The organism is Variovorax sp. E3, from assembly GCF_016082275.1.
In the GTDB taxonomy this organism is placed as follows: domain Bacteria; phylum Pseudomonadota; class Gammaproteobacteria; order Burkholderiales; family Burkholderiaceae_C; genus Variovorax.
In genome coordinates, this window is record NZ_MOWM01000028.1 from 35,306 (window position 1) to 60,513 (window position 25,208).

The 25,208-nt window shown below is 67.7% G+C and carries 20 protein-coding genes and 6 pseudogenes; 15 read left to right on the forward strand and 11 right to left on the reverse strand.

Annotated elements, in window-relative coordinates; all coding sequences use genetic code 11:
• Positions 1 to 48 precede the first annotated feature (48 nt).
• Positions 49 to 1,400, forward strand: a pseudogene (locus BMG07_RS12870) (putative zinc-binding metallopeptidase).
• Here BMG07_RS12870 and BMG07_RS12875 read toward each other — a convergent pair.
• A complete protein-coding gene (locus tag BMG07_RS12875; protein ID WP_198084898.1) occupies positions 1,391 to 1,627 on the reverse strand; it encodes a cysteine-rich CWC family protein in 237 nt (78 codons plus the stop codon). The pseudogene BMG07_RS12870 and the gene BMG07_RS12875 overlap by 10 nt on opposite strands.
• A pseudogene (locus BMG07_RS12880) lies at positions 1,624 to 2,885 on the reverse strand (6-phosphofructokinase). The gene BMG07_RS12875 and the pseudogene BMG07_RS12880 overlap by 4 nt, the downstream one beginning before the upstream one ends.
• 148 nt (positions 2,886 to 3,033) lie before the next feature.
• Here BMG07_RS12880 and BMG07_RS12885 point away from each other — a divergent pair.
• Positions 3,034 to 3,891: a DUF4261 domain-containing protein gene (locus BMG07_RS12885; RefSeq protein ID WP_198084899.1), complete on the forward strand. Its 858-nt coding sequence runs from the start codon at positions 3,034 to 3,036 to the stop codon at positions 3,889 to 3,891.
• 61 nt (positions 3,892 to 3,952) lie between these two features.
• Here BMG07_RS12885 and BMG07_RS12890 read toward each other — a convergent pair whose 3' ends face one another.
• From BMG07_RS12890 to BMG07_RS12900, 3 genes are all read right to left on the reverse strand, one after another.
• Positions 3,953 to 4,756: an enoyl-CoA hydratase-related protein gene (locus BMG07_RS12890; RefSeq protein ID WP_198084900.1), complete on the reverse strand. Its 804-nt coding sequence runs from the start codon at positions 4,754 to 4,756 to the stop codon at positions 3,953 to 3,955.
• A 2-nt stretch (positions 4,757 to 4,758) separates the two neighbouring features.
• Complete coding sequence (locus tag BMG07_RS12895; protein WP_198084901.1) at positions 4,759 to 5,937, reverse strand: acetyl-CoA C-acetyltransferase; 1,179 nt, start codon at positions 5,935 to 5,937, stop codon at positions 4,759 to 4,761.
• Between the two features lie 134 nt (positions 5,938 to 6,071).
• Positions 6,072 to 6,383 (reverse strand): DUF2917 domain-containing protein, encoded by a 312-nt coding sequence (locus BMG07_RS12900; RefSeq protein ID WP_269758909.1) that lies wholly within the window; start codon positions 6,381 to 6,383, stop codon positions 6,072 to 6,074.
• Between the two features lie 82 nt (positions 6,384 to 6,465).
• Here BMG07_RS12900 and BMG07_RS12905 point away from each other — a divergent pair, with 82 nt between their 5' ends.
• Positions 6,466 to 7,401: a LysR substrate-binding domain-containing protein gene (locus BMG07_RS12905; protein WP_198084903.1), complete on the forward strand. Its 936-nt coding sequence runs from the start codon at positions 6,466 to 6,468 to the stop codon at positions 7,399 to 7,401.
• 60 nt (positions 7,402 to 7,461) lie between these two features.
• Here the strand turns inward: BMG07_RS12905 and BMG07_RS12910 are convergent, their stop codons facing one another.
• A complete protein-coding gene (locus BMG07_RS12910) occupies positions 7,462 to 8,040 on the reverse strand; it encodes a fasciclin domain-containing protein (RefSeq protein ID WP_198084904.1) in 579 nt (192 codons plus the stop codon).
• Here BMG07_RS12910 and BMG07_RS12915 point away from each other — a divergent pair.
• Both BMG07_RS12915 and BMG07_RS12920 read left to right on the forward strand, forming a co-directional pair.
• Positions 8,027 to 8,320: a hypothetical protein gene (locus BMG07_RS12915; protein WP_198084905.1), complete on the forward strand. Its 294-nt coding sequence runs from the start codon at positions 8,027 to 8,029 to the stop codon at positions 8,318 to 8,320. The two genes, BMG07_RS12910 and BMG07_RS12915, sit on opposite strands and share 14 nt — an antisense overlap.
• Before the next feature lie 135 nt (positions 8,321 to 8,455).
• The gene (locus BMG07_RS12920) at positions 8,456 to 8,671 is read left to right on the forward strand and encodes a hypothetical protein (RefSeq protein WP_198084906.1); all 216 of its coding nucleotides are present in this window, start codon (positions 8,456 to 8,458) and stop codon (positions 8,669 to 8,671) included.
• A 63-nt stretch (positions 8,672 to 8,734) separates the two neighbouring features.
• Here BMG07_RS12920 and BMG07_RS12925 read toward each other — a convergent pair whose 3' ends face one another.
• Entirely contained in the window at positions 8,735 to 10,039 is a 1,305-nt protein-coding gene (locus tag BMG07_RS12925; protein ID WP_198084907.1) for an MFS transporter, read from the reverse strand.
• Between the two features lie 349 nt (positions 10,040 to 10,388).
• On the opposite strand from BMG07_RS12925, the gene BMG07_RS12930 reads away from it, so the two are divergent.
• On the forward strand, positions 10,389 to 11,615 hold the full coding sequence (locus BMG07_RS12930) for a PDDEXK nuclease domain-containing protein (RefSeq protein ID WP_307866946.1): 1,227 nt from the start codon (positions 10,389 to 10,391) through the stop codon (positions 11,613 to 11,615).
• On the opposite strand, the gene BMG07_RS12935 is transcribed toward BMG07_RS12930, so the two are convergent.
• Complete coding sequence (locus BMG07_RS12935; protein WP_198084908.1) at positions 11,536 to 13,710, reverse strand: malate synthase G; 2,175 nt, start codon at positions 13,708 to 13,710, stop codon at positions 11,536 to 11,538. The genes BMG07_RS12930 and BMG07_RS12935 overlap by 80 nt on opposite strands.
• A gap of 222 nt (positions 13,711 to 13,932) precedes the next feature.
• Positions 13,933 to 15,357, reverse strand: coding sequence for a glycosyltransferase family A protein (locus BMG07_RS12940; RefSeq protein ID WP_307866947.1), 1,425 nt, complete (start codon positions 15,355 to 15,357; stop codon positions 13,933 to 13,935).
• Between BMG07_RS12940 and hisC the strand changes: the two are divergent.
• A pseudogene (gene hisC / locus BMG07_RS12945) lies at positions 15,314 to 16,297 on the forward strand (histidinol-phosphate transaminase); the annotation flags it as partial. The gene BMG07_RS12940 and the pseudogene hisC sit on opposite strands and share 44 nt — an antisense overlap.
• 51 nt (positions 16,298 to 16,348) lie before the next feature.
• Positions 16,349 to 17,323 (forward strand): Bug family tripartite tricarboxylate transporter substrate binding protein, encoded by a 975-nt coding sequence (locus BMG07_RS12950; protein ID WP_198084910.1) that lies wholly within the window; start codon positions 16,349 to 16,351, stop codon positions 17,321 to 17,323.
• Between the two features lie 15 nt (positions 17,324 to 17,338).
• Here BMG07_RS12950 and BMG07_RS12955 read toward each other — a convergent pair whose 3' ends face one another.
• Positions 17,339 to 18,079 (reverse strand): IclR family transcriptional regulator, encoded by a 741-nt coding sequence (locus BMG07_RS12955; RefSeq protein WP_198084911.1) that lies wholly within the window; start codon positions 18,077 to 18,079, stop codon positions 17,339 to 17,341.
• 111 nt (positions 18,080 to 18,190) lie between these two features.
• Between BMG07_RS12955 and BMG07_RS12960 the strand changes: the two are divergent.
• The 5 genes and pseudogenes from BMG07_RS12960 (at position 18,191) to BMG07_RS12980 (ending at position 22,791) form a co-directional block, all read left to right on the forward strand.
• Positions 18,191 to 19,136, forward strand: a pseudogene (locus BMG07_RS12960) (hydroxymethylglutaryl-CoA lyase).
• The gene (locus tag BMG07_RS12965) at positions 19,129 to 20,319 is read left to right on the forward strand and encodes a CaiB/BaiF CoA-transferase family protein (RefSeq protein ID WP_198084912.1); all 1,191 of its coding nucleotides are present in this window, start codon (positions 19,129 to 19,131) and stop codon (positions 20,317 to 20,319) included. The pseudogene BMG07_RS12960 and the gene BMG07_RS12965 overlap by 8 nt, the downstream one beginning before the upstream one ends.
• A gap of 4 nt (positions 20,320 to 20,323) precedes the next feature.
• Positions 20,324 to 21,304 carry a tripartite tricarboxylate transporter substrate binding protein gene (locus BMG07_RS12970; RefSeq protein WP_198084913.1) on the forward strand — a complete coding sequence of 327 codons (981 nt, stop codon included), beginning with the start codon at positions 20,324 to 20,326 and terminating at the stop codon, positions 21,302 to 21,304.
• A 34-nt stretch (positions 21,305 to 21,338) separates the two neighbouring features.
• Positions 21,339 to 22,265, forward strand: a complete 927-nt coding sequence (locus tag BMG07_RS12975) for a LysR family transcriptional regulator (RefSeq protein WP_198084914.1) — start codon at positions 21,339 to 21,341, stop codon at positions 22,263 to 22,265.
• A 73-nt stretch (positions 22,266 to 22,338) separates the two neighbouring features.
• On the forward strand, positions 22,339 to 22,791 hold the full coding sequence (locus BMG07_RS12980; RefSeq protein ID WP_198084915.1) for a DUF2214 family protein: 453 nt from the start codon (positions 22,339 to 22,341) through the stop codon (positions 22,789 to 22,791).
• Positions 22,792 to 22,865: 74 nt separating this feature from the next.
• Here BMG07_RS12980 and BMG07_RS12985 read toward each other — a convergent pair.
• A pseudogene (locus tag BMG07_RS12985) lies at positions 22,866 to 23,089 on the reverse strand (hypothetical protein); the annotation flags it as partial.
• Between the two features lie 131 nt (positions 23,090 to 23,220).
• Here BMG07_RS12985 and argS point away from each other — a divergent pair.
• Both argS and BMG07_RS12995 read left to right on the forward strand, forming a co-directional pair.
• A complete protein-coding gene (gene argS, locus BMG07_RS12990; protein WP_198084916.1) occupies positions 23,221 to 24,906 on the forward strand; it encodes an arginine--tRNA ligase in 1,686 nt (561 codons plus the stop codon).
• 11 nt (positions 24,907 to 24,917) lie between these two features.
• A pseudogene (locus tag BMG07_RS12995) lies at positions 24,918 to 25,208 on the forward strand (sporulation protein); the annotation flags it as partial.

Consider the following 25,208-nt stretch of genomic DNA (forward strand, 5'->3'; position numbering starts at 1 on the left):
ATGGGTCGGCTGTCCCCTGTGCGTCTTCCAGAAGATCAAGACAACCCCATGGACTCTCCACTCGACGAACAACAAGCCAACGCGCCCGTCATGGAGCCCGAAGGCGCGCCCACGCTCGCCTCCGAACTCGCCGCGCCCACCGTGAGCCGCGCCTACCGCTGCCAGTGCGGCCGGCCCGTGTTCCTGCGCAACAGCGAATGCCTGGCCTGCCACACGCCGCTGGGCTACGTGATCGATCGCCTGGGCGTGGTGCCGCTCGCGCCGGCCGAAGGCGGGGGCGCGCAGCCCGACACCTTCACCGTGTTCGGCGATCCGCACGGCCCGACCTACCGACGCTGCGCCAACCTCATGACGCCCGCGGCCTGCAGCTGGATGGTGCCGGCCGCGCGCGAGGGCGAGGCCCTGCCCGTCGACCACCAGGGCCTGGCGCCGGGCTACTGCCTGGCCTGCAGCGTCACGCGCACCATTCCCGATCTCTCGCTGGAGAGCAACGGCGAACTCTGGCGCAAGCTGGAGACCGCCAAGCGCCGGCTCATCTCGCAACTGCTCGCGCTGGGCCTGCCGGTGGTGAGCCGCCATGCCGACCCGGTGCACGGTCTGGCCTTCGACTTCCTCAGCAACATGCCGGGCGGCCCGCACGTCATGACCGGCCACGAGCACGGCGTGATCACGCTCAACGCCGAGGAGGCCGAAGACGCCGTGCGCGAACGCATCCGCGCCGAGATGCGCGAGCCCTACCGCACGCTGCTGGGTCACTTCCGCCACGAGATCGGCCACTACTACTGGGACCTGCTGGTGCTGCCCACGCCGTGGATCGACGACTTCCGCACGCTCTTCGGCGACGACCGCGCCGACTACGCCGCCGCGCTGCAGCACCACTACGAACAGGGCCCGCCGCCCGACTGGGCCGACCGCTTCGTCAGCAGCTACGCGAGCACGCACCCGTGGGAAGACTGGGCCGAGACCTGGGCCCACTACCTGCACATGGCCGACACGGCCGATACCGCGATGAGCTTCGGCGTCGATGCCACCACGTCGAGCTCACGAGCGACCTCTTCAGCCTGGCCGACCTGTGGCAGCCGGAGCATCCCGACGCCGGAAAATTCCTGGACTTCATCAACGGCTGGGTGCTGCTGACCAACGTGCTCAACGAGCTGTCGCGCAGCATGGGCCAGCCCGACTACTACCCCTTCGTGCTGCCGCGCGCGGCGGTGGGCAAGCTGCAGTTCATCCACGGCGTGATCACCGGGCAGCGGCCGGGCAGCGCGCCGACGATGGTGGTGGCCAGCGATGTGGCTGCGCCCGCGACTGTGCCTGCGGCGCTCGCGCCCGACGAGCAGGCGCCGCCACAGACGCAATCCCAGACCCAGGGCCAATCGCAGGACGCGAGTCAGCCCTGAGGCGGCACCGCGCCCGTCGCGCAGCGCACGCAGATGCACGCCAGCCCGCGCATCGATTCCGGCAGGTTCGTGAGCGGCGCGTTGCTGAAGTCGACCTGCATGCACCAGCAGGGCGGCTGCGCCTGGCCCGTCTCGCGCTCGATTTCCATCGCGCAGCGGTTCGGCTCGCCGCACAGCGGGCAGCGCGTGGCGTCGATCAGTCCGGGGGCTGCAGCCGAAGTGGTCATGCGAGCTCGAATGCAGGGAGCTTCTTCGCCACGGCCTGGTTGCGCAGCGTCACGTACACCGGCAGGCCGCCGCTGTAGGCGGGGTAGTCCTCGCCCTCGATCAGCGGCAGCAGGTAGCGCCGGCACTTCTCGGTGATGCCGTAGCCGTCGTCCGAAATGAGTCGCGCGGCATCGGCTTCTCGACATTCGCGACCGATTCGAGCGGCGCGCTGCCGATGCGGTACGCGTACGGCACGTCGGACGTGCGCTCGATCGTCGGCATCACCGCGTTGCGGCCCTCGAGCGCCAGCTCGACCGCGCGCTGGCCCAGCTCGTAGGCCTGCTTCACGTCGGTGGCCGAGGCGATGTGCCGCGCCGCGCGCTGCAGGTAGTCGGCCACGGCCCAGTGGAACTTGTGGCCCAGCGCGTCCTTGATCATCTGCGCCACCACCGGCGCCGCGCCGCCGAGCTGCGCGTGGCCGAACGCATCGCGCGTGCCCTGCTCGGCAAGGAAGGTGCCGTCGGGGTGGTGGCAGCCTTCGGACACGACCACCGAGCAATAGCCGTGCTGCTTGACCAGCGCATCGACGCGCGCGATGAAGCGCGCCTTGTCGAACTCGATCTCGGGGAACAGCACCACCACCGGAATGCCCTGGTCCGCCGCGAGCCCGCCGGCCGCCGCGATCCAGCCCGCGTGGCGCCCCATCACCTCGAGCACGAACACCTTGGTCGAGGTGGCCGCCATCGAGCGCACGTCGAACGAGGCCTCGATGGTCGACACCGCCACGTACTTCGCGACCGAGCCGAAGCCCGGGCAGCAGTCGGTCAGCGGCAGGTCGTTGTCGATGGTCTTGGGCACGTGGATGGCTTGCAGCGCATAGCCCATCGACTGCGACAGCTGGCTCACCTTGAAGCAAGTGTCGGCCGAGTCGCCGCCGCCGTTGTAGAAGAAGTAGCCGATGCCGTGCGCCTTGAACACCTCGATCAGCCGCTCGTACTCGCGCCGGTTCTTCTCGAGCGACTTGAGCTTGTAGCGGCACGAGCCGAAGGCGCCCGAGGGCGTGCCGCGCAGCGCCGCGATGGCCTCGGCCGATTCGCCGCCGGTGTCGATCAGCTCCTCCGTCAGCGCGCCGATGATGCCGTTGCGCCCGGCGTAGAGCTTGCCGATGCGGCCCGGGTGTTTGCGTGCCGTTTCGATCACGCCGCAGGCCGACGCGTTGATGACCGAAGTGACACCGCCCGACTGGGCGTAGAAGGCGTTGGTGAGGTCGGTGGACATGGGGGGGTTCTTCCTTCGCGCGCGGGGAGGGCCATTCTGGCGCAATCGCCGCGCGCGGGCCAATCGGCCGGGCGGCGATTCGCTCGCGTTTACAGTTCCTTTCGCCGTGCGCTCATTCGTCGCACATCGCTTTCAAGGAGTCTCTACGTTGAGCATCTTTTCCCGCTTCTTCGGCCGCAAGGACGAGCCCGACGACACCGGCGCGCTGGTGGCGAACCCCGACCTGGAAGATCCCGTCGCGCTGACGGTGCTGTTCGCCCAGCCGCTGAACATCGACATCGCCGCGCTCGGCCAGGCACTGCGCGCCTACCACCCGTCGACCGCCGACGCGCGCTGCGAAAGCACGCCCGAGCAGAGCCCCTTCATCGCGCTGGCGGGCTGGCGGAACCATGTCGTGCGGCTGGTCGGCTTCGACGCGCCGATGCCGGCCGACGCGCTCGAAGTCTGCGTGGCGCCCGCGCACTATCCGCAGGAGCTCAAGGCGCAGGTGCGCGCGCACCGCAGCCACGTGATTCTTTACTACGCCGGCCACGAGGCCTCGGTGTTCGAGCAGTACGTCGCGCTGGGCGTCGTGGCCGGTGCGCTGGCCCGGCTCGGCGCGCTGGCGCTGGTGAACGAGGCGGCCCACACGTCGTTGCCGGCCGCGATGTTCGATGCCGAAGTGGAAGACGACCCGCTCGAGCTGCTGCGGACCCTCCCGTTGCCGATGCTGTATTGCGGCTTCGTCAAATACGAAGTCGAGGGCGTGCAGGGCGTGTGGATGCGCACTTACGGCGCCGACCGTTTCGGCCACCCCGACTTCGCCGTGCTCACCGCGGGCCATCACGAAGGCCAGACCTACCTCGACCTGTTCGGCAACGTCTTGCGCTACCTGGTCGACAGCGGCGCCGAGATGGCGGCCGGCCACACCATGCAAGTGGGCGAGGACCGCTTCATGCGGCTGCGCGCGCCGACGGACAGCGAGTACTTTCTCGACGGCCCCGGTGCCGTGGTGGTGGCGAGGTGATCGGCGCGACGAGATCGCCCGGCGCCCGCACTGAGCGGGGCCTGGCTCAAGCCTCTGGAGCTCAGCGGCCCGGAAACTCCGGCGCGCGCTTCTGCAGGAACGCGCTCACGCCTTCGCGAAAGCTCGGCCGGTCGATCAGCTCGCGCTGGCGTTCGCTTTCGTAGTACAGCTGTTCCTTCAGCGTGTGCCGCTCCGAGGCCTCGAAGGCTTCGCGCGCCTCGATCACGGCATGCGCGGGCAGGCGCGCGAGGCGCTGCGCGATGGCGCGTGCCTCGTCCATCAGTTGCTCGTCGTCGGCGCAGGCCCAGATCAGCCCCCACTGCACCGCGCGCCCCGCGCCCACGCGCTCGTCGAGCAGCGCCATGCCCATGGCGCGCGCCTTGCCGGCGCGGCGCGGAATGGCCCAGGTGCAGCCCAGGTCGGGCACGATGCCCAGCTTCGGCAAAAAGGGCAGGTAGAAGTACGCGCTGCGCGCCGCGATGGTCACGTCCGCCGCCAGCGCCAGGCCCACGCCCGCGCCGGCCGCCGGGCCGTTCACCGCCGCGACCACCGGAACCGGCAGCGTGCGCAGCGTCTCGATCAGCGGGTTGCTCAGCGCCTGCATCGCCTCGGCGGTCTGCGCGCCGAGCGACTTGCCCGCCTCGCCCGGCGCCATCGCGCTCAGGTCGGCGCCCACGCAGAAGGCCTTGCCCGCGCCGGTGATGATCACGGCGCGCACCGCGCGGTCGTCGCGGATGCGCTCCAGCGCATCGCGCAACTCGACCTGCAGTTCGCGCGCGATCGGGTTGAGCTTGGCCGGCAAATTCAGCGTGAGCGTGGCGATGCCGTCGGCCAGGTCATGGAGGATGAAAGAGGTGTCGCTCATCGTCACAGCCTCTCGATGATGGTCACGTTGGCCATGCCGCCGCCTTCGCACATGGTCTGCAGGCCGTAGCGCTTGCCGCGCTTGGCGAGCGCGTGGATCAGCGTGGTCATGAGCTTGGTGCCCGAGGCGCCGAGCGGATGGCCCAGCGCAATGGCGCCGCCGTTCACGTTGAGCCGCGAGGGGTCGGCGTCCAGCGCCTGCAGCCACGCGATGGGCACGGGCGCGAAGGCTTCGTTCACTTCGTACAGGTCGATGTCGCCGATCTTCATGCCGGCCTTCTGCAGCGCGCGCTGCGTCGCGGGCAGCGGGGCTTCCAGCATGATGACCGGGTCGTGCCCCATCACGCTCATGTGGTGGATGCGCGCGAGCGGCTTCACGCCCAGCGCCTTGAGCCCGCGCTCGTTCACCACCAGCACGCCGCTCGCGCCGTCGCAGATCTGGCTGGCAGTGGCGGCCGTGCAGCGCCCGCCCTCGGCGATGAGCTTGACGGCGGCAATGCTCTCCAGCGTGGCGTCGAAGCGGATGCCTTCGTCGACCGTGTGCTGCTCGCCTCCGCGCGTGCCGTCGGCCAGCAGCACGTCGACGGGCACGATCTCGTCGTCGAACGCGCCCACGCGCGTGGCCGCGATCGCGCGGTGGTGGCTTTCGAGCGCATAGCGGTCGAGCGCGCTCTTCTCGATGCCGTAGTTCTTCGCGATCATCTCGGCGCCGGTGAACTGGCTGAACTCCACGCCCGGGTAGCGCGCCTTCATCGCGGGGCTCATGTAGGTGCCCAGCCCGGCCTTGGCGGGCAGCACGTTGGGCGTGAACATCGGCACGCGCGTCATGCTCTCGACGCCGCCCGCGATCACCGCGTCCATCGCGCCCGACATCACGGCCTGCGCCGCGAAGTGCAGCGCCTGCTGCGACGAGCCGCACTGCCGGTCGACCGAGGTGCCCGGCACCGACTCCGGCAGCTTCGACGCCAGCACCGCGTTGCGCGCGATGTTGGTCGCCTGTTCGCCGACCTGGCTCACGCAGCCCAGGATCACGTCTTCCACCGCCGCGGGGTCGATGCCGCTGCGCGCCACCAGCGCGTCGATCACCTGCGCCGCCAGGTCCGCTGGGTGCCAGCCCGCGAGCTTGCCGCCGCGCCGGCCGCCGGCCGTGCGCGCGGCGGCCACGATGTATGCCTCTGCCATGTTCATGTCCTTCGTTCAGGAAGCCTTGGGAATGCCGGACGCCGAAAGCAAAAAGCCGCCCGTCAAAACGACGGCGGCGATCGGGATGCGTCGGGGCTCATGGGCATCGATGGTTCGACGCCCATGGGGCCGGGTCAAGTCGGGGACAACCCGTGGGGCAGGAGTCGCCAAGGCGACCGCGCGCCGGTGCGCTGGGTCAGGGGAATGGCGGCCGGCTGCGCATCGCGCACGGTGATGCATGACGACGCCAGCGCCGACACCAGCACGCGCCGATGGTCGGTGCCCTCGAAGCGCTCGCCGGGCGCCAGCACGATGTCGCGCGGGTCATGGTCGAGCGTGACCCAGACCGAGCCGCTGCGGCATTCGATGCCCACGCCCGCCCCGTCGGGAACGGCGAAGACGCAGCGGTGCGGCAGGCTGACGTGAAAGGTGGAAGAGGTGCTCATGGCAAGCTCCATTGCATTCGTGATACGAATGAATATAGTGAGTCGGCTCCTCCATTACACACGGTCATTCGGAACTCGTTGCATGCACCCAGAGAATGCGAAAGCCCTTGGAACCCTGAGCGGGGAGCTGCCGCCGCTCGAGTTGATGCGCAGCTTCGAGGCCGCCGCGCGCCGCTTGAGCTTCACGCTCGCGGCCACCGAGCTGCACCTCACGCAGTCGGCCGTGAGCCGGCAGATCCAGCAACTGGAGGCCAGCCTGGGCGTGCTGCTGTTCGAGCGCCGGCACCGCGCGCTGTCGCTCACCGAGGCCGGCGGCGTCATGCAGCGCGCCGTCACCGACAGCCTGGAGCGTTTGCGCGACGCCACCGCGCGCGTACGCGCGAGCTCCGCGCCGCGCCAGGTGGCGATCACCACCACGCCGGGCTTCGCGTCGCTCTGGCTCATTCCGAAACTCGCGCGCTTCACCGGCACGCATCCGCAGGTCGACGTGCGCGTGTCGGCCACGCTCGACGTGCTCGACCTGGAAAGCAGCCGCATCGACATCGCCGTGCGCTTTGCGCCGATCAGCCGTGGCGTGGGCCCGGCGCTGTTCGAGGAGTCGGTGGTGCCGCTGTGTTCGCCCAAGCTCGCGGCCGCGCTGCATGCGCCGTCGGACCTGTCGGACCTCACGCTGCTCACGGTCGACTACCCCGACCACAGCGAGGCACCGACCACCGACTGGGAGCCCTGGTTGCGTGTGATGGGGCTGAGCGACCTGCGCATGAAGAGCACGCTGCGCTTCACGCAGTACGCCGACGCGGTGGCCGCGGCCGTGGCGGGGCAGGGCGTGGTGATCGGGCGGATGCCGCTGCTGCGCGAGCTCGTGAAAGACGGTCGCCTGATGGCGCCGCTGGGCGAAGGCGCGGCATCGCGCCGCGGCTACTTTGTCGAGGTGTCCAAGCGCGCCGCGAGCAACCGCGACGCGCAGGACTTCGCGCAATGGCTGCGCGATGAAGCCGACGCGGCGCAGCGCGCCTGAGTAACCTGAGTAACCTGAGTAGAGGCCCGCCGCGCCGTCACCGCGCTGGAGAGGAAAGAATCAACCCGGCAGCAGGACCTTGTTGATCACGTGGATCACGCCGTTCGACTGGTACACGTTGGCGATGGTGACCATCGCGGTGCCGCCCTTGGCGTCGGTCACCCACACGTTGCCGCCGTTCATCGTCGCGGTCAGCGTGCCGCCGCTGGCGGTCTTCAGCACGGCCTTGCCGCCGCCCGCGTTGATGGCGCTCATCAGCGCGGGGCCGTCCATGCGGCCGGGCACCACGTGGTAGGTCAGCACCTTGGTCAGCGTGGGCTTGTTCTCGGGCTTGAGCAGCGTGTCGACGGTGCCGGCCGGCAGTGCGGCAAAGGCCGCGTTGGTGGGCGCGAACACGGTGAACGGGCCAGGGCTCTTCAGCGTGTCGACCAGGCCGGCAGCCTTGACCGCGGCGACCAGCGTGGTGTGGTCCTTCGAATTCACGGCGTTGTCGACGATGTCCTTCGTCGGGTACATCGCGGCGCCGCCGACCATCGGGTTCGACGACATCCCGCTGCTGCCACTGCCGCTCATGCCCATGCCGCCAGCGCAAGCGCCGAGCAGGACCGAAACGCCGACTGCAATCATGAGTTTTTTCATTGAAGGCTCCTGGAAAGAATGGTTCTTGGAAGGTGTCTGTGGAAACCGCCAACAGCTCGGGGGCGCGATGCGCTTGGATCGAATACGGGGCCGCTTCGCGTTTGGATTCGCACCCGGTTTCAGATTTATGGCGCGTCGGCTTTGCGCCACAGCCGCGCAGGCGGGTCTTGCGCTTCACGCAGGGGCTCGCCAGAATCCGCCCTTCGTTTTTCAGCAACAGTTTCTTTACTCACCGCGCCTGGTGACGACCAACCTCCCGGGCGACAACACCATTCAATGAAGCGTTTCCTGAACACCTGACCCGCACACCGACCGCCCCGGCCGGACGTGCATCCATGCACCCGCCCGAGGCCCATCGACAAAGGCCCCGCGCAGCCATTCGCCGGGGCTTTTTTGTTTTTCGGAGTGTGCGCACATGAGTGCTCAACGAAAGGCCCGAGACGACGACAAGCGTCTGGGCCGGTTTTACTTTTCGGTGCCGATGACGGCACCTCGCAATCCCGTGGTGGCCGCGATGGCACGCGGCGAATCCAACCAGAAGGCGGGACGCCACCTGCGCACGCACCGTGCGGAACGGCGCGCGCAGAAGGTGGCCTTGCAGAAGGCCGCGTACCGTTCGATGGAGGACTGACGACATGCGTGAAGACATGGATGAAGCCGTCGTCGAGCGGCCGCGCGCGGCCGCTGGTGCGTGCTACTCGTCGGCGTGCGATGCATGGCCCGACGAACGCGGCAGCGCAAGGAACGCCAGCGTCCCCACGGCCAGCATGCCCGCCACCGTGAGGAACACGGCGCGGAACGGCTCCGCGCCGTGCGTCACGGCCCACGATGCGGCCACGCCCGTCGTCCACTGCATCAGCGATACGCCCAGGAACATCGCCATGTTGAGCAGTGCCATCGCGCGCCCGGTCATGGCGGCCGGGTAGGCGTTCTTGGTGTACGCGTACATCAGCACGCTGTAGCCCGAGAGCAGGCCGTAGACGATCGGCATGCCGATGTCGACGGCGGTCGAATGCGTCATGGCCATCGCGCCGAACATCAGCACGCCTGCCAGCGCGCAGCCCATCATCCAGCGGCCGCGCCGTGCGCCGCCCGGGTCCATGCGGCCGAACAATGCGGGGCTGATCATGCCGGCCACGGTCATCACCAGCGCCACGTTGCCGCTGGCCACCAGCGACAGGCCGTGCCGGTCGTGCAGCACCGGGCCGAGCCACAGGCCGCGCAGCGTGATGAACGCCGCGTACGACACGCAGGCAAAGCACAGCAGCCCCAGCGTGTGCGGCATCGCGAACAGCGGCAGCAACTCGCGCACGGCCTTGCGCAGCGTCTGCCGTTCGGCGGGCGCGTCCACCGTCACGGCGCGCGCGGGTTCGCGCACGCGCCAGAAGATCACGGTCCACGAGAGCACCGCGGCCACCGCCAGCACCGCATAGCCGGCGCGCCACGAGGCGGCCTCGATCAGCAGCGCCAGCGGCGTGCCGGTGAACACGATGCCCATGCCGGCCATGCTCATCACCAGCCCCGACATCGCCGTGAAGCGCGCGGCGTCGAAGTGCCGCGCGATGAACACCGTGCAGGCCAGGAACGCGGGCGCGCAGCCGACGCCGATCAGCGCCTGCCCGAGCAGCAGCGCATGAAAGTTCGGCGCCACCGCGCACAGCGCGGCGCCCGCGACGGCCAGCGGAAAGGCGCACAGCACCGTGCGGCGCACGCCGAACATGTCGATCGACACGCCCATGCCGAGCTGCATCACGCCGAACGCGAAGTGGAAGGTGCCCGCCCACGTGCCGAGCTGCTGGGGCGTGAGCCCGAAGTTCTGCGTGAGCGGCGTGGCCATCATCGCGCCGACGGTGCGGAAGGCCTGGCTCAGCGCGAAGGCGGTGGCCAGCGCGACCAGCATCGCGGTCGTGGAGGCGGACCAGTGAGGAGGAGAGAAGCGAGAGTTCGGCCCCGGCGAGCCGGTGCGCTCCGCGGGCGTCGGTGCCGCGTTCGTGGTCATGGGGACAGGAGGCCGGGAAGGATGAGTCGGCCTGAATGCTAATGGATTGCCGCGCGGGCGTGGTCACGGGGGTGACGGCGCCGCGGCTTTCCGCTTTTCGTTTCAGGCGTCGATCAGCGGTTGGACCTCCGCATCCAGCGCGTCGTGAATGCGAGGGTCCATGCGGCGGATGACAGAAGGCGGGATCGAGCCCGAGCCGGTCGTGCCTTCATAATTTCTCGACAGCCCTCCGGAGGATCGTATTGCCTACTTCGCCCACAACCCCTGCCCGTGCGGCGAAGCCTACGGAGCAAAAGCCGTTTCGATCTTCCGCCGTGTACGCGAGATCCTGGAGGCAGCGCGCGCCGGCGTGACGCGCACGGTCAATACGACGCAAGTTGCGGCCAACTGGCTGATCGGTCGCGAGATCGTCGAGGAAGAGCAGCGTGGGCAGCGCCGGGCTGGTTATGGTGTCAAGCTGCTCGCGGATCTGTCGGCGCGGCTGAATGCCGAGTTCGGTCGCGGCTATTCCGTGGACAACCTCGAGGCCTTCCGGCAGTTCTATTTGAGCTACCCCGAGCTGATTTCCGAGACAGCGTCTCGGAAATCAATTGCGTCCGTAGCGCTCCCTCCTCAGGTAAGTTCCGAGACGCCGTCTCGGAAATCCAAGGGCGATACGGGATGGCAGCCCGGCACGCTGCACTCGTCCCTTTCATGGAGCCACTACCGGCAGCTCTTGAGCGTGCCGAGGCTGGAGGCGCGCGCCTTCTACGAAATCGAGGCCATCCGCAACGCGTGGTCAGTGCGTGAACTGCAGCGGCAGACATCCAGCCTGCTCTACGACCGCCTGGCGAAGAGCAAGGACAAGAAGGGGTTGATGCGGTTGGCAACGCACGGCCAGGAGGTGACACAGCCTCTCGACGCGTTCAAGGATCCCATGGTGATCGAGTTCCTCGGCCTGCCGGAGTCCCCGAAGCTGGTGGAGTCCAGGCTGGAGCAGGCGCTCATCGACAACCTGCAGACCTTTCTGCTCGAACTGGGCAAGGGTTTTGCGTTCGTGTCGCGGCAGGAGCGAATCACGATCGAGGGCGACCTCTTCTACGTCGACCTGGTTTTCTATCACGCCGTGCTCAAGTGCTATGTGCTGATCGACCTCAAGGTCGGCAAGCTGACCCACGGTGACCTCGGCCAGATCCAGTTCTATGTGAACTACTTCGATCGCGAACGCCGCACCGAAGGCGACAACCCGACGCTGGGCGTGATCCTGTGTCCCGACAAGAACGACGCCGTGGTGAAGTACACGTTGGGCGAGCAGCAGGAGCGCAACATCTTCGCCAGCCGCTATCAGCTTCATCTGCCAACAGAAGAGGAACTCGAGCGCGAACTGCGCCGTGAGTTCCGGCAACTGTCCATGGCGCGCCCGCCGATGCAAAGCCCAGGAGAAAGACGAAACCGGGCGCCTGAAAAAGAAACGGCACCCCGAGGTGCCGTTCGCGTCAGTCAGTGCAGAGCGGGATTCAGGCCTCGCCCTTCACCTTCAACCGCCACGCATGCAGCAGCGGCTCCGTGTACCCGCTCGGCTGCTCGATGCCCTTGAACACCAGGTCCTGCGCCGCCTTGTACGCGGCCGAGGTCGCGAAGTGGCCGGCCATCGGCTGGTACAGCGCATCGCCCGCGTTCTGCTCGTCCACCACCTTGGCCATGCGCTGGAAGGTCTCGTCGACCTGCGCCTTCGTGACCACGCCGTGCAGCAGCCAGTTGGCGATGTGCTGGCTCGAGATGCGCAGCGTTGCGCGGTCTTCCATCAGGCCGACATTGTGGATGTCGGGCACCTTCGAGCAGCCCACGCCCTGGTCGATCCAGCGCACCACGTAGCCCAGGATGCCCTGCACGTTGTTGTCGATTTCCTGCTGCTTTTCCGCGTCGCTCCACTTGGCTTCGGCGGCGATCGGCACCTGCAGCAGCGCGTTGAGGATGTTGTCGCGTTCCGCGTCGGCGTCGATCTTCTCGAGCTCCTGCTGAACGGCCGTGACGCTGACCTGGTGGTAGTGCAGCGCATGCAGCGTGGCCGCGGTGGGCGAGGGCACCCAGGCGGTGTTGGCGCCGGCCTTGGGGTGCGCGATCTTCTGTTCGAGCATTGCGGCCATCAGGTCGGGCATGGCCCACATGCCCTTGCCGATCTGCGCCTTGCCGCGCAGGCCGCACGACAGGCCGACCAGCACGTTGTTCTTTTCGTAGGCGCCGATCCACGCGCTGGACTTCATGTCGCCCTTGCGGATCATCGGGCCGCCCTGCATGGCGGTGTGCATCTCGTCGCCGGTGCGGTCGAGGAAGCCGGTGTTGATGAAGGCCACGCGCGCGGCGGCCTCGGCGATGCAGGCCTTCAGGTTCACGCTGGTGCGGCGCTCTTCGTCCATGATGCCCAGCTTCACGGTGTTGGCGGGCAGGCCGAGCAGTTGCTCGACGCGGCCGAACAGCTCGCTCGCGAAAGCCACTTCGGCCGGGCCGTGCATCTTCGGCTTGACGATGTAGATGCTGCCGGTGCGCGAGTTGCCCTTGCGCTTCAAATCGACGGTGGCGATGGTGGTGGTCACCACGGCATCCAGGATGCCTTCGGGGATTTCCTTGCCGCCTTCGTACAGCACAGCGGGGTTGGTCATCAGGTGGCCCACGTTGCGCAGGAACATGAGCGAGCGGCCGTGCAGCTTCACGGGCTGGCCGTTGGCGCCGGTGTATTCGCGGTCGGCATTGAGGCCGCGCGTGAAGGTCTTGCCGCCCTTGGCGACTTCTTCGGTCAGCGTGCCCTGCACGATGCCCAGCCAGTTCGAATACGCGACCACCTTGTCGGCCGCGTCGACCACGGCCACCGAGTCTTCCAGGTCGAGGATGGTCGACAGCGCGGCTTCGAGCACCAGGTCGCTCACGCCGGCCGCGTCGGTCTTGCCGATGGCGGTGCTGCGGTCGATGCGGATGTCCAGGTGGATGCCGTTGTGCTTGAGCAGCACCGACGACGGCGACGCGGCATCGCCCTGGTAGCCGATGAACTGCGAGGGGTCGGCCAGGCCGGTGCTGCTGCTTTGCAGCGCGACGACCAGTTGGCCGTCCTTCACGCTGTAGCCGGTGGCGTTCTTGTGCGAGCCGTTGGCCAGCGGCGCGGCCTGGTCGAGCACGTTGCGCGCGAACTCGATGACCTTGGCGCCGCGCGCGGGGTTGTAGCCCTTGCCCTTTTCAGCGCCGCCGGTTTCGGGGATGGCATCAGTGCCGTAGAGCGCGTCGTACAGCGAGCCCCAGCGCGCGTTGGCGGCGTTGAGCGCGTAGCGCGCGTTCAGGATCGGCACCACGAGCTGCGGGCCGGCCTGCAGCGCGAGTTCGGAGTCGACGTTGGCGGTGGTGGCCTTCGCGCCCGTGGGCTGCGGCAGCAGGTAGCCGATCTTCTCGAGGAAGGCGCGGTACGCTGGCATGTCGGCGATCGGGTCCGGGTTCTTCTTGTGCCAGGCGTCGAGCTCGCTTTGCAGGCGGTCGCGTTCCGCGAGCAGCGCGATGTTCTTCGGCGCGAGGTCGTGGACGATGGCGTCGAAGCCCTTCCAGAACACGTCGCTGGCCACGCCGCTGGCGGGCAGGACCTTGTCCTCGATGAAGCGGTGGAGCTCGGTCGCGACCTGGAGTCCGTGGGCGGTGGTGCGGGCGGTCATGGGGTTTCTCCTTGAGAACGATGCAATGCTGAATGAGATGGAAGGCGGTGTCTGTCAGAAGGAGGCGTGGAGGCAGATGCCAAAGCCCGACTCGACGGGCGCTCTCCAGACGGATGCATGTCTCAACTTTATTCGATGCGTTGCAGGTAACCAATATCAGGAGGTGGGTTTTATTCGTGACAAAATGAGGGTAATTGGCGGGCCTGCCGGCGCAACCCGTGTCTACCAAGTTGTCAGACGACGGAAGAGGGCGACGCGCCGTGCGTCCTTCAGCGTCCGGAGGAGCCATCTGGGGCTATGGGTCAGCAGGAGCGCCAGCAACTTGAGCTTCGCCTTTCGGCGGCGTCCCACGGAACTGTTCCGGGACACCATGGCGGAGAACGTTCGCAGGATCTCGCAAACCTCCAGGCGGTGTTCAGTGTTGCCGAGCACGGCCTTCACGGCGTCCCGGATGAAGGCGCTCCCGAACCGCGGCATCAGGCAATCCCGGAAGATGAACAAGTTTCGATCGGCATCGTCATTGAATGTCGTGGCTAATTTCTTGAAATAGCGAAATCGGCTTCTGCACATTTTTATGCTGTAAGACGTGCTCTCGGCGTGAATGCACCACACAGTGACCGCTTTGTTCACAAAGTGGTTGGTATACCCTTTGCGGAAAAGACGCAAAAATAAGTCGTCATCTTCGTATCCGGTGAATTGTTCATCGAAGCCGGAGACCGCGTCAAAGGCGTTTCGGCAGATGATCGAGGCGGATGGCAATACGAACATGTCGTTTTGCAGCAGGTCGATCAGCGAGGTTTTAGGGTTTTGCCGGGAGTGCGACTCTACAAAATTCGTGAACAGGATGTCGCCGTTTCCGTCTGCGATCTTGAGGTCTGCATAGGCGAAGCCGAACTGCCGATCATTTGCGGGAATGGCTTGCAGGAGTATCTCGATATGCTCGGGCAGAAAGAAATCATCCTGATCCAGAAAGCAGATGTAGTTGGCGGTGCTCGCCGCAACTCCCGCATTGCGTGCGGAGCCTTGCCCACCATTCGGCTTGTCGATTATTTTGAACGAATGCTCTCTCTTCAATTGATGGAGAAATTCTCTTTCAGTCGCTCGAGATCCGTCATTGACAACAATGATTTCATTCGCCGGCATGGATTGATTCAGCGCGCTTGCTAGTGAGCGGGCAATGAATTTGGATCCGTTGAAATAAGGTATCACGACCGCTACGGTTGGTTGTTTTTTCATGTTCCCCTCGCCTTGCTTGAATTTCTGATCGACGCTCGAAAAATCAAGAAACTCGAGCGCCGATCGATTGTCTTGTCGAAGTAGGTCGGAGTCGAAGGATTTTGTGGGCCACATGGCAGGTCTTCGCAGCCGCGAGACGATTTTCTGGATGAATTGAAAACTGAATTTAATTAATTTTGAATTGATAAGTTTTGTTTGTAATTCAAAGAGACTGAGAGGACGTCTTTGCCACGCCTGATTGGCGCCGTTGCGGCCGGATGGCATCCGGTATGTCACGGTCACAAAGTGAACCGGCGCAGAGGGTAGGCACCAGTGGATGAAGGCACGCCAACTGGATATATTTAACTTCTTAAATAAATTCAACCCCGCCTCCATGATCCTCCTGGCCTCCAACGAAAACCCCCTCGGCATGCCCGAATCGGCCCGCAGGGCCGCCGCTTCCGCGCTCGAGGGCGCCGGCAACTACCCCGACAGCAACGGCACGGCCCTGAAGAACGCGCTGGCTGCCCGGCTCGACGTGCCGGCCGACTGGCTCACGCTGGGCAGCGGCTCGAGCGAGATCCTCCAGCTTGCGGCGCAGGTCAGCCTGAAGCCGGGCGAGGGCGTGGTCTATTCGCAGTACGGCTTCATCGTCTACGCGCAGGCTGCGGCGCACGCCCATGCGCACAGCACCGTCGTGCCGTCGCGCGACTTCGGCCACGACCTGGACGCCATGCGCGCTGCCATCGGCGACGACACGAGGCTGGTGTTCGTCGCCAACCCGAACAACCCGACCGGCACGTTCATCGACGCCGCGCCGCTGCTGGCCTTTCTGCAGTCGGTGCCTTCGCACGTGACGGTGCTGCTCGACGAGGCCTACACCGAGTACCTCTCGCCCGCGCAGCGCTACGACAGCATCGCGTGGGTACGCCGCCTGCCCAACCTGATCGTGGCGCGCACTTTCTCCAAGGCCTTCGGCCTGGCCGGGCTGCGCATCGGCTACGGCGTCTCACAACCGGGCCTCACGGCGCGCATGAACGCTCACCGCCCGCGTTTCAACGTGACGACGCCGGCGCAGGCCGCCGCCGTGGCCGCGCTGGGCGACGCGGACTTCCTGGCGCGCACCTACGAACTCAACACGGCCGGCCGCGACCAGCTCGCGGCGGGCTTCAAGGAACTGGGCCTTGCGTACATCCCTTCGTCCGGCAACTTCCTGATGGTGCAGGTCGGCGACGCGCAGACCGTGCACGCGCGCCTGCTCGCGGCCGGCATCGAGGTGTCGCTGCTCGACCCCTACGGCCTGCCGCAGTGGCTGCGTGTCAGCGTCGGCTTGCCCGAACAGAACAGCGCGCTGCTCGCCGCGCTGCGCTGACGCCGGCCGGGACCGCTTCTTCCCCAACCACCACCCCGAGGAGACGAGACCATGAAACGCCGTCAGTTCGCAGCGCGCACCGCTGCCGCCCTTGCCGCCGCGGCCACCGCGCCGCTGGTGTTCGCGCAGCAACAGGACCGCCCGGTGCGGATCCTGATCGGCTTTCCGCCGGGCGGGTCGGTGGACGTGGTCGCGCGGGTGCTTGCCGACAAGATGCGGGTGTCGCTCGGGCAGAACGTCATCATCGACAACAAGCCGGGCGCGGCCGGGCGGCTCGCGCTGGGCGAACTGAAGCGCGCGGCGCCGGACGGCAACACGCTGGTCTTCTCGCCGAGCGGCGCGATGGTGATCCATCCGTGGCTCTACCCGAACCTCGGCTACGACCCCGCGAAGGACTTCACGCCGATCGCGCTCGGCAGCACCTTCGACTTCGCGGTGACGGCCGGGCCCGGCGCACCGGCCGGTGACCTGAAGGCGGTGCTGGCCTGGATGAAGGCCAACCCCGCCAAGGCCAACTACGCGACCTCGGGCGCGGGCACGGTGCCGCACTTCGCCGGCCAGTTGATCGCCCAGGCGGCGGGCGTGCCGATGACGCACGTGGCTTATCGCGGTGGCGCGCCGGCGGCGCAGGACCTGATCGGCGGGCAGGTGCCGCTGATGGTCGACACGGCCTCGGAGACCATCGAGCACCACCGCGCGGGCAAGGTCCGCATCCTCGCGGTGACGGGCGAGCAGCGCAGCCGCGCGCTGCCCGATGTGCCGACGCTGAAGGAGTCGGGCCTGAGCGTGACGGCCGATGCGTTCTTCGGGCTGTACGGGCCGCCGGGCATGTCGCCCGAACTGGTGGCGCGCCTCGACAAGGCCGTGGCCGACGCGCTGCGCATGCCCGACGTGCAGGAAAAAATCTATTCGCTGGGGCTCGTGCCCGCGCACGCGGGGCCGGCCGAACTCGCGGCCATCCAGGCGGCGCACCTGAAGCGCTGGGAAATGCCGATCAAGAACTCCGGCTTCAAGGCCGATGCCTGACGCGCTTGCGCGGCGTCAGACCTGCCCGCCGAGCTCTTTCGCCGCCGCGCGCACGGGCTCGATGTAGCGCTCGTCGTAGCGGTGCGTGGGCATCGTCAGCGTGACGGCCGCGGCCAGGCTGCCGTCGGCATGAAAGACCGGCGCCGAAATGCCCGCCAGTTCGGCCGTGCGGTCGCCCACCAGTGCGCAGAAGCCTTGCGCGCGGATGCCGTCGTACAGCTTGCGCTCCTTGGTGCCGCGCGGCAGCTCGGCTTCGGGGCCGAAGGCGATCAGCACGCGCGCGCCCGCGCCCCGGTCGTTGGGCAGCAGGTCGCCGGCGCGCACGTGGTCGCGCACCACATGCGATGAATCGACCCGGAACTGGCACAGCCGCACCCAGCTGTCGCCTTGCGCCTGCCGCACGTGGTACGCGGCGCTTTCGCCCGTGTGGGCGGCCAGCGCGCGCAGCACCGGCAGCACGATGCGCTCGACCGACAGCGACGCCGCGTACAGCCCGTGCAGCCGCGCGACTTCCATGCCCAGCGCATAGCGCCCGTCGTCCTGGCGGCGGATGAGGCGCGCGTGCTCGAGCGAGGCCAGCAGCCGCAGCACGGTGCTCTTGTAGAGCTGCGTGCGCTCGGCGAACTGCGCGAGCGACAGCGCCTCGTCACCGGGCTGGAAGGCCGAGAGCAGGCTCAGCGCGCGGTCGACCGAGGCGGCGCCGCCGGGCGCGGCATGGAGGTCGGACACCGATTCGGTCTGGGCTTTGCGGGGCATGGGTCGGCTTGACAGTCGAGGCGATCGACGGTCTAATTCTGTTTAACGGAATATAGTTCTGTCAGATAGAACTGTCAAGCGGTTCCGAAGACGCCAAAGGAGACACACCCGATGACACCCCCCGATGTCCTCATCAGCGAGGTCGGCCCGCGCGACGGCCTGCAGTCGGTCAAGGCGACCATGCCCACGGCCGACAAGCTGCGCTGGATCGACGCGCTCTACGCGGCCGGCGTGCGCGAGATCGAGGTCGCGTCCTTCGTGCCCGCGAAGCTGCTGCCGCAGATGGCCGACGCGGCCGAGGTGGTGCGCCATGCGGTCACGCTGCCCGGCCTCGTGGTGATGGCGCTGGTGCCCAACCGCAAGGGTGCGCAGGCCGCGCTGGAGGCGGGCGTGCACAAGCTCACCATGCCGGTGTCGGCCAGCGTGGCGCATTCGCTGGCCAACGTGCGCAAGACGCCGAGGGAAATGGTGGAAGAGGTGCGCGCCATCTCCGAGCTGCGCAGCGCCATCGCGCCGCGCGTGAGGCTCGAGGCCGGCATCTCCACCGCCTTCGGTTGCACGCTGCAGGGGCTGGTGCCCGAAGACGACGTGATCCGCCTGGCCGCGCAATGCATCGAGGCCGGCGCCGACGAGTCGGGCCTGTCCGACACCGTGGCTACGCCAACCCCGCGCAGGTGCGGCGGCTCTTCAAGCGCCTGCGCGCCGAAATCGGCCAGCACGCCGGCGCGGCCCACATGCACAACACGCGCGCCTCGGCATTGCGAACTGCCTGGCGGCGTGGGACGAGGGCGTGCGCACGTTCGACGCTTCGCTCGGCGGCCTCGGCGGCTGCCCGTATGCGCCGGGTGCGTCGGGCAACGCGGTCACCGAAGACCTCGTGTTCATGTTCGAGGCCATGGGCGTGCGCACCGGCATCGACATCGAAAAACTCATCGCGGCGCGCGCGCCGCTCATGGCCGGCCTGCCCGGCGAACCGGTCTACGGCATGACACCCGAGGCCGGCCTGCCCAAGGGGTTCGTTCAGGGCTTCGCCCAGGAAAACAACGCACATGTCTGAAGCCAATCCATTGCCCTACGCCGGCATCCGCGTCGTCGAGTTCACCCACATGGTGATGGGCCCGACCTGTGGCCTGCTGCTGGCCGACCTGGGCGCCGAGGTCATCAAGGTCGAACCGATCGAAGGCGACAACACGCGCCGCCTGCTCGGCTCGGGCTCGGGCTTTTTCCCGACCTTCAACCGCAACAAGAAGAGCATCGCGCTCGACCTCAAGAAGCCCGAGGGCGTGGAGGCCGCGCTGCGCCTGATCGCCACCGCCGACATCGTGAGCGAGAACTTCAAGCCCGGCACCATGAAGAAGCTGGGACTGGACTACGACACGCTGGCCCGGCTCAACCCGCGCCTGATCTACGTGAGCCACAAGGGCTTCCTGCCCGGCCCCTACGACCACCGCACCGCGCTCGACGAAGTGGTGCAGATGATGGGCGGCCTGGCCTACATGACCGGCCGCGCGGGCGACCCGCTGCGCGCGGGCACCAGCGTGAACGACATCATGGGCGGCATGTTCGGCGCCATCGGCGCCATGGCCGCGCTGCGCCAGCGCGAGCTCACGGGCAAGGGCTGCGAGGTGCAGTCCGCGCTGTTCGAGAACAACGTGTTCCTGGTGGCGCAGCACATGATGCAGTTCGCCGCCACCGGCAAGGCCGCCGACCCGATGCCCAGCCGCATCTCGGCCTGGGCCGTGTACGACGTGTTCACGGTGAAGGACGGCGAGCAGATCTTCCTGGCCGCGGTGAGCGACAAGCAGTGGGCCATCTTCTGCAAGGCCTTCGGCCTGGAGGACATGCTGGCCGACCCGCGCCTGAAGACCAACAACGACCGCGTGCGCGCGCGCGACTGGATGATGCCGATCCTGCGCTCGCACCTGGCGAACCACAGCGCCGCCGAACTCAGCGAGGTGTTCGAGCGCAACGAGCTGCCCTTCGCGCCCATCACCAAGCCGCAGGAACTGTTCGACGACCCGCACCTCAACGCCACCGGCGGCCTGGCGCCGGTGCGCATGAACGACGGCAGCACGGCCAAGGTGCCGCTGATGCCGTTCACGCTCGACGGCGAGCGGCCCGGCATCCGGCTGCAGCCGCCGCACATCGGCGAGCACAGCCGCGAGCTGCTGAAAGAAGTGGGCTACAGCGATGAAGAAATCGCCGCGCTCGAAACACACAACATCACCCTCGGAGACTGACACCATGTTTTTCACCACACGGCGCGCCTTGCTGGCGTGCGCCGCGGCCGCCGCATGCCTGAGCGCCGCCCCCGCCCTTGCCGACACGGCCTGGCCCGACAAGGCCGTGCGCCTCGTCGTGCCCTACACGCCCGGCGGCGCTACCGACATCGTGGCGCGGCTGATCGCGCAAAAGGTCATGGACGACACCAAGTGGACCTTCATCGTCGACAACCGCGCGGGCGGCAACGGCAACATCGGCATGGACGTGGTGGCCAAGTCCAAGCCCGACGGCTACACCATCGGCCTGGGCCAGACCGCGAACCTCGCGATCAACCCGACGCTGTTCCCCAAGATGCCCTACGACGCGCAGAAGGACCTGGTGCCGGTGGCGGTCGTGGCCTCGCAGCCGGTGGTGCTGGTGGTGCGCACCGAGGCGCCGTACAAGTCGCTGGCCGAGCTGGTCGCGGCCGCCAAGGCCAAGCCCGGAGAAATCAAGCAGGCGCTCGCGGGCACCGGCACGCTGGGCCACATGGCCGGCGAGGTGCTGGCCAAGCGCGCGGGCTTCAAGGTGCTCAACGTGCCATACAAGGGCGCGGCGCCCGCCATCACCGACCTGCTGGGCGGCCAGACCGACTACATGTTCGCCACGCCGCAGGGCGCGCTGTCGATGGTCAAGGGCGGCAAGCTGCGCGCGCTGGCCGTCACCTCGGCCAAGCGCCTGCCGGTGATGCCCGACGTGCCGACCGTGGGCGAGAGCTACCAGGGCTTCGAGGCGGTGGACTGGAAGGCGCTGGTCGTGCCGGCCGGCACGCCCGCCGACATCGTGAAGAAGCTCAACGCCGCCGTCGACAAGGCGCTGGCCAAGCCCGCGACCATCTCGCAGCTGCTGGCCGAGGGCAGCACGCCCGGCGGCGGCAGCCCGGAGCAGGCGGCGCAGTACATCAAGTCGGAACACGCGCGCTGGGGCGCGGCGGTGCGCGAAGCGGGCGTCCGCCCCGAATAACGGCTCGAAAGGGGCGAGATATAGTTTGCGCCCCATGGACCGCCTCAAGCAGCTCGAATCCTTCGTCTCGGTCGCGACCCGGGGCGGGCTCACGGCCGCGGCCAAGGCCGAGGGCGTGGCCCCGGCCATCATGGGCCGCCGGCTCGACGCGCTCGAAGAGCGGCTGGGCGTGAAGCTGCTGGTGCGCACGACGCGCCGCATCACGCTCACGCACGAGGGCAGCGCCTTTCTCGAAGACTGCCAGCGCCTGCTGACCGAGTTCGCGAACGCCGAGGCCAGCGTGAGCGCCGGCGGCGTCAAGGCCAGCGGCCATCTGCGCGTGACGGCGCCCGCGGGCTTCGGCCGCCGCCACGTCGCGCCGCTGGTGCCGCGCTTCCATGCGTTGCACCCGGAAGTGACGATTTCGCTGAACCTCAGCGACCGCGTGGTCGACGTCACCGGCGAGAGCTTCGACTGCGCGGTGCGCGTGGGCGACCTGCCCGATTCGTCGCTGGTGAGCGTGCGCCTTGCCGACAACCGCCGCCGCTGCGTGGCCACGCCCGAGTTCGTGCGCCGCCACGGCAAGCCGAAGCACCCGGGCGAGCTGTCGCGCTTTGCCTGCCTCACGCTGTCGAGCGATGCCTCGCAGACGCGCGGCTGGGCCTTTCGCATCGTCAACGAGGAAGGCAGCCAGGAGTTGATCCACCTGCGCCCCAGCGGGCCGCTCGACTGCTCCGACGGCCAGGTGCTGCACGACTGGTGCCTGGCGGGCCACGGCATCGCCTGGCGCAGCACCTGGGAGGTCGAGGCCGAGATCGACGCCGGCCTGCTGGTGCCGCTGCTCGACGAGTTCGCGGCGCCGCCCAACGGCATCTACGCGGTGTTCGCGGGCGCCAAGCACCTGCCGCTGCGGGTGCGACTGTGGCTTGATTTCCTCAAGGAGCAGTACGGAAATCCGGAATTCTGGGGCGGGAGGGCTTAAGGCGCGTCGGCGGCGGCACAATCTGTTCGCAATTGCAAACCCACTGCATTGAGACAAAGAAGAAAGCCATCGAATGACGCTCGAAGCCATCCTCGCCTACCTGCACATCCTGGCCATCCTGACGATGGTCGTTTTCATTTCGAGCGAAGCGGCGCTGTGCCGCGTGCAGTGGCTCAATGCCGCCGTGGTCGAGCGGCTGGCCAAGGTCGACATGGTCTACGGCATCGCGGCCATCGCGGTGCTCGCCACGGGCATCGCGCGCACCTGGTGGGGCGTGAAGGGCACGGCCTGGTACTGGACCAACCCGCTGCTGCACGTGAAGCTGGGGCTCTTCATCATCGTGGGCGTGCTGTCCATCTTCCCGACGCTCACGTACTTCCGCTGGCGCAAGACGCTGCGCGCCACGGGCAAGCTGCCGGCCGAGGACGACATCAGGAAGACGCGCAAGCTGGTGATGGTGCAGGCGCACCTGATCGCGCTGATCCCGCTGGTGGCGGTGTTCCTGGCGCGCGGCTTCGGCAAGTAAGCCGATAGTTCAAGGCGAAAAAAAGCCCGCGCGAGGCGGGCTTCTTCGGCGGCAGCGGTGGTTCAGCCCTTGGCTGCGTCCGCTTCGCACTTCTTCATGAAGCTGTTCTTGGCGGCGCCGGCCAGTGCCTTGCCGTTCTTGTCCACGGCCTTGGCTTCGCAGCTGCCGCGGCGGCAGGGGCGGCCATGGCGGCGGGGGCGGCAGCGGGCGCTGCGGCAGGCGCGGCGGCCTTGTCTTGCGCGTAGGCGCCGAAGGAGAGACAGGCGCCCAGTGCGACCAGGGAAAGGAGCTTCTTCATGGTGATATGTCCTTGCAAGGTTGGGTTGTGACAGGTGCCCCGCCCCGGGGCCGACCATCCTAACGGGCCAAGACAACGATTGGATGACCATCGTCAACAGCGCCCGGGTTTGCCCCCGGTAAAATTCCCGGATGCTATTGGTCAAACAGGAGCTGCTCGCGGCGCTCGCGAACACGCTCGAATCCCTCTCGCCCGGCGCTGGCTCCAAAGCCGCGTTCGAGTCGCCCAAGGTGGCTGCGCATGGCGATTTCGCCAGCACGGCCGCGATGCAGCTCGCCAAGCCGCTGGGGCGCAAGCCCCGCGAACTGGCCGAGCAACTGAGCGCTGCGCTGCTCGCCACCCCCGCTTTCGGCCAGTGGGTCGACGCGATCGACATCGCCGGGCCCGGCTTTCTCAACATCCGCCTGAAGACGGCGGCCAAGCAGCAGATCGTGCGCGAGGTGCTGTCGGCCGGCAACGGCTTCGGCCAGCAGCCGGCCACGGGCGAGAAGGTGCTGGTCGAGTTCGTCTCGGCCAACCCGACCGGCCCGCTGCACGTGGGCCACGGCCGCCAGGCCGCGCTGGGCGACGCCATCTGCAGCCTGCGCGCCTCCCAGGGCGAGAGCGTGTGGCGCGAGTACTACTACAACGACGCCGGCGTGCAGATCCAGACGCTGGCCAACAGCACGCAACTGCGCGCGCGCGGCTTCAAGCCCGGCGACGCCGAATGGCCCAGCGGCGAAAAGGCCCCGGCCTACAACGGCGACTACATCGCCGACATCGCCGAAGACTTCAAGGCGAAGAAGACCGTCAAGTCGGAAGACCGCGAAGTCACCGCCACCGGCGACATCGAGGACATCGACGCGATCCGCGAGTTCGCCGTGGCCTACCTGCGCCGCGAACAGGACCTGGACCTGCAGGCCTTCCGCGTGCACTTCGACCAGTACTACCTGGAGTCGAGCCTGTACACCAGCGGCCGCGTCGAGGCCGCCGTGCAGAAGCTCGTGGCCGCCGGCAAGACCTACGAGCAAGACGGCGCGCTGTGGCTCAAGTCGACCGACTACGGCGACGACAAAGACCGCGTGATGAAAAAGCAGGACGGCACGTACACGTACTTCGTGCCCGACGTGGCCTATCACATCGCCAAGTGGGAGCGCGGCTTCCACAAGGTCATCAACATCCAGGGCACCGACCACCACGGCACCATCGCCCGCGTGCGCGCCGGCCTGCAGGCGGCCGGAGAAGGCATTCCCGAGGGCTATCCCGACTACGTGCTGCACACCATGGTGCGCGTGATGAAGGGCGGCGAAGAGGTCAAGATCAGCAAGCGCGCCGGCAGCTACGTCACGCTGCGCGACCTGATCGAGTGGACCAGCACCGACGCCATCCGCTTCTTCCTGCTCAGCCGCAAGCCCGACACCGAGTACACCTTCGATGTCGACCTCGCGGTGACCAAGAACAACGACAACCCGGTGTACTACGTGCAGTACGCGCATGCGCGCATCTGCTCGGTGCTGGCCGGCTGGGGCGGCGACGCCGCCACGCTCAAGGACGTCGACCTGTCGCCGCTCGAAAGCCCGGCGGCCCAGGCGCTGATGCTGCTGCTGGCCAAGTACCCGGCCATGCTGACGGCCGCGGCGCGCGATTTCGCCCCGCACGACGTCACTTTCTACCTGCGCGAGCTGGCTGCCAGCTACCACAGCTACTACGACGCCGAACGCATCCTGGTCGACGACGAAAAGGTCAAGCTGGCCCGCCTGGCGCTCGTCGCCGCGACCGCGCAGGTGCTGCACAATGGCCTCGCGATTCTCGGCGTCAGTGCGCCGAGCAAGATGTGAACCCCCACACCATGAAGAAGACAACCAGACAACGCGGCAACATCGTCATCGGCCTGATCATCGGGCTGGTGCTCGGCCTGGGCGTCGCGCTGGGTATCGCGGTCTACGTGACCAAGGTGCCGATTCCTTTCGTGACCAAGACGCAGCGCGGCGGCGCCGAGCAGGACGAGGCCGAAGCCCGCAAGAACCGCGACTGGGACCCGAACGCGCCGCTGGCCGGCAAGGCCGGCGCCGCCAAGCCGGCACCGGCCGCGAGCGGCCCGGTCAACCCCGTCACCGGCGAGCCGGCAACGACCGCCGTG

Coding starts and splice junctions, on each gene's coding strand:
- BMG07_RS12875 (WP_198084898.1), bottom strand. CDS start 1,627: ATGACCACTTCGGCTGCAGCCCCCGGACTGATCGACGCCACGCGCTGC.
- BMG07_RS12890 (WP_198084900.1), bottom strand. CDS start 4,756: ATGAGCGACACCTCTTTCATCCTCCATGACCTGGCCGACGGCATCGCC.
- BMG07_RS12895 (WP_198084901.1), bottom strand. CDS start 5,937: ATGGCAGAGGCATACATCGTGGCCGCCGCGCGCACGGCCGGCGGCCGG.
- BMG07_RS12900 (WP_269758909.1), bottom strand. CDS start 6,383: ATGAGCACCTCTTCCACCTTTCACGTCAGCCTGCCGCACCGCTGCGTC.
- BMG07_RS12905 (WP_198084903.1), top strand. CDS start 6,466: ATGCACCCAGAGAATGCGAAAGCCCTTGGAACCCTGAGCGGGGAGCTG.
- BMG07_RS12915 (WP_198084905.1), top strand. CDS start 8,027: ATGAGTTTTTTCATTGAAGGCTCCTGGAAAGAATGGTTCTTGGAAGGT.
- BMG07_RS12910 (WP_198084904.1), bottom strand. CDS start 8,040: ATGAAAAAACTCATGATTGCAGTCGGCGTTTCGGTCCTGCTCGGCGCT.
- BMG07_RS12920 (WP_198084906.1), top strand. CDS start 8,456: ATGAGTGCTCAACGAAAGGCCCGAGACGACGACAAGCGTCTGGGCCGG.
- BMG07_RS12925 (WP_198084907.1), bottom strand. CDS start 10,039: ATGACCACGAACGCGGCACCGACGCCCGCGGAGCGCACCGGCTCGCCG.
- BMG07_RS12935 (WP_198084908.1), bottom strand. CDS start 13,710: ATGACCGCCCGCACCACCGCCCACGGACTCCAGGTCGCGACCGAGCTC.
- BMG07_RS12940 (WP_307866947.1), bottom strand. CDS start 15,357: ATGCCGAGGGGGTTTTCGTTGGAGGCCAGGAGGATCATGGAGGCGGGG.
- BMG07_RS12950 (WP_198084910.1), top strand. CDS start 16,349: ATGAAACGCCGTCAGTTCGCAGCGCGCACCGCTGCCGCCCTTGCCGCC.
- BMG07_RS12955 (WP_198084911.1), bottom strand. CDS start 18,079: ATGCCCCGCAAAGCCCAGACCGAATCGGTGTCCGACCTCCATGCCGCG.
- BMG07_RS12965 (WP_198084912.1), top strand. CDS start 19,129: ATGTCTGAAGCCAATCCATTGCCCTACGCCGGCATCCGCGTCGTCGAG.
- BMG07_RS12970 (WP_198084913.1), top strand. CDS start 20,324: ATGTTTTTCACCACACGGCGCGCCTTGCTGGCGTGCGCCGCGGCCGCC.
- BMG07_RS12975 (WP_198084914.1), top strand. CDS start 21,339: ATGGACCGCCTCAAGCAGCTCGAATCCTTCGTCTCGGTCGCGACCCGG.
- BMG07_RS12980 (WP_198084915.1), top strand. CDS start 22,339: ATGACGCTCGAAGCCATCCTCGCCTACCTGCACATCCTGGCCATCCTG.
- argS (WP_198084916.1), top strand. CDS start 23,221: ATGCTATTGGTCAAACAGGAGCTGCTCGCGGCGCTCGCGAACACGCTC.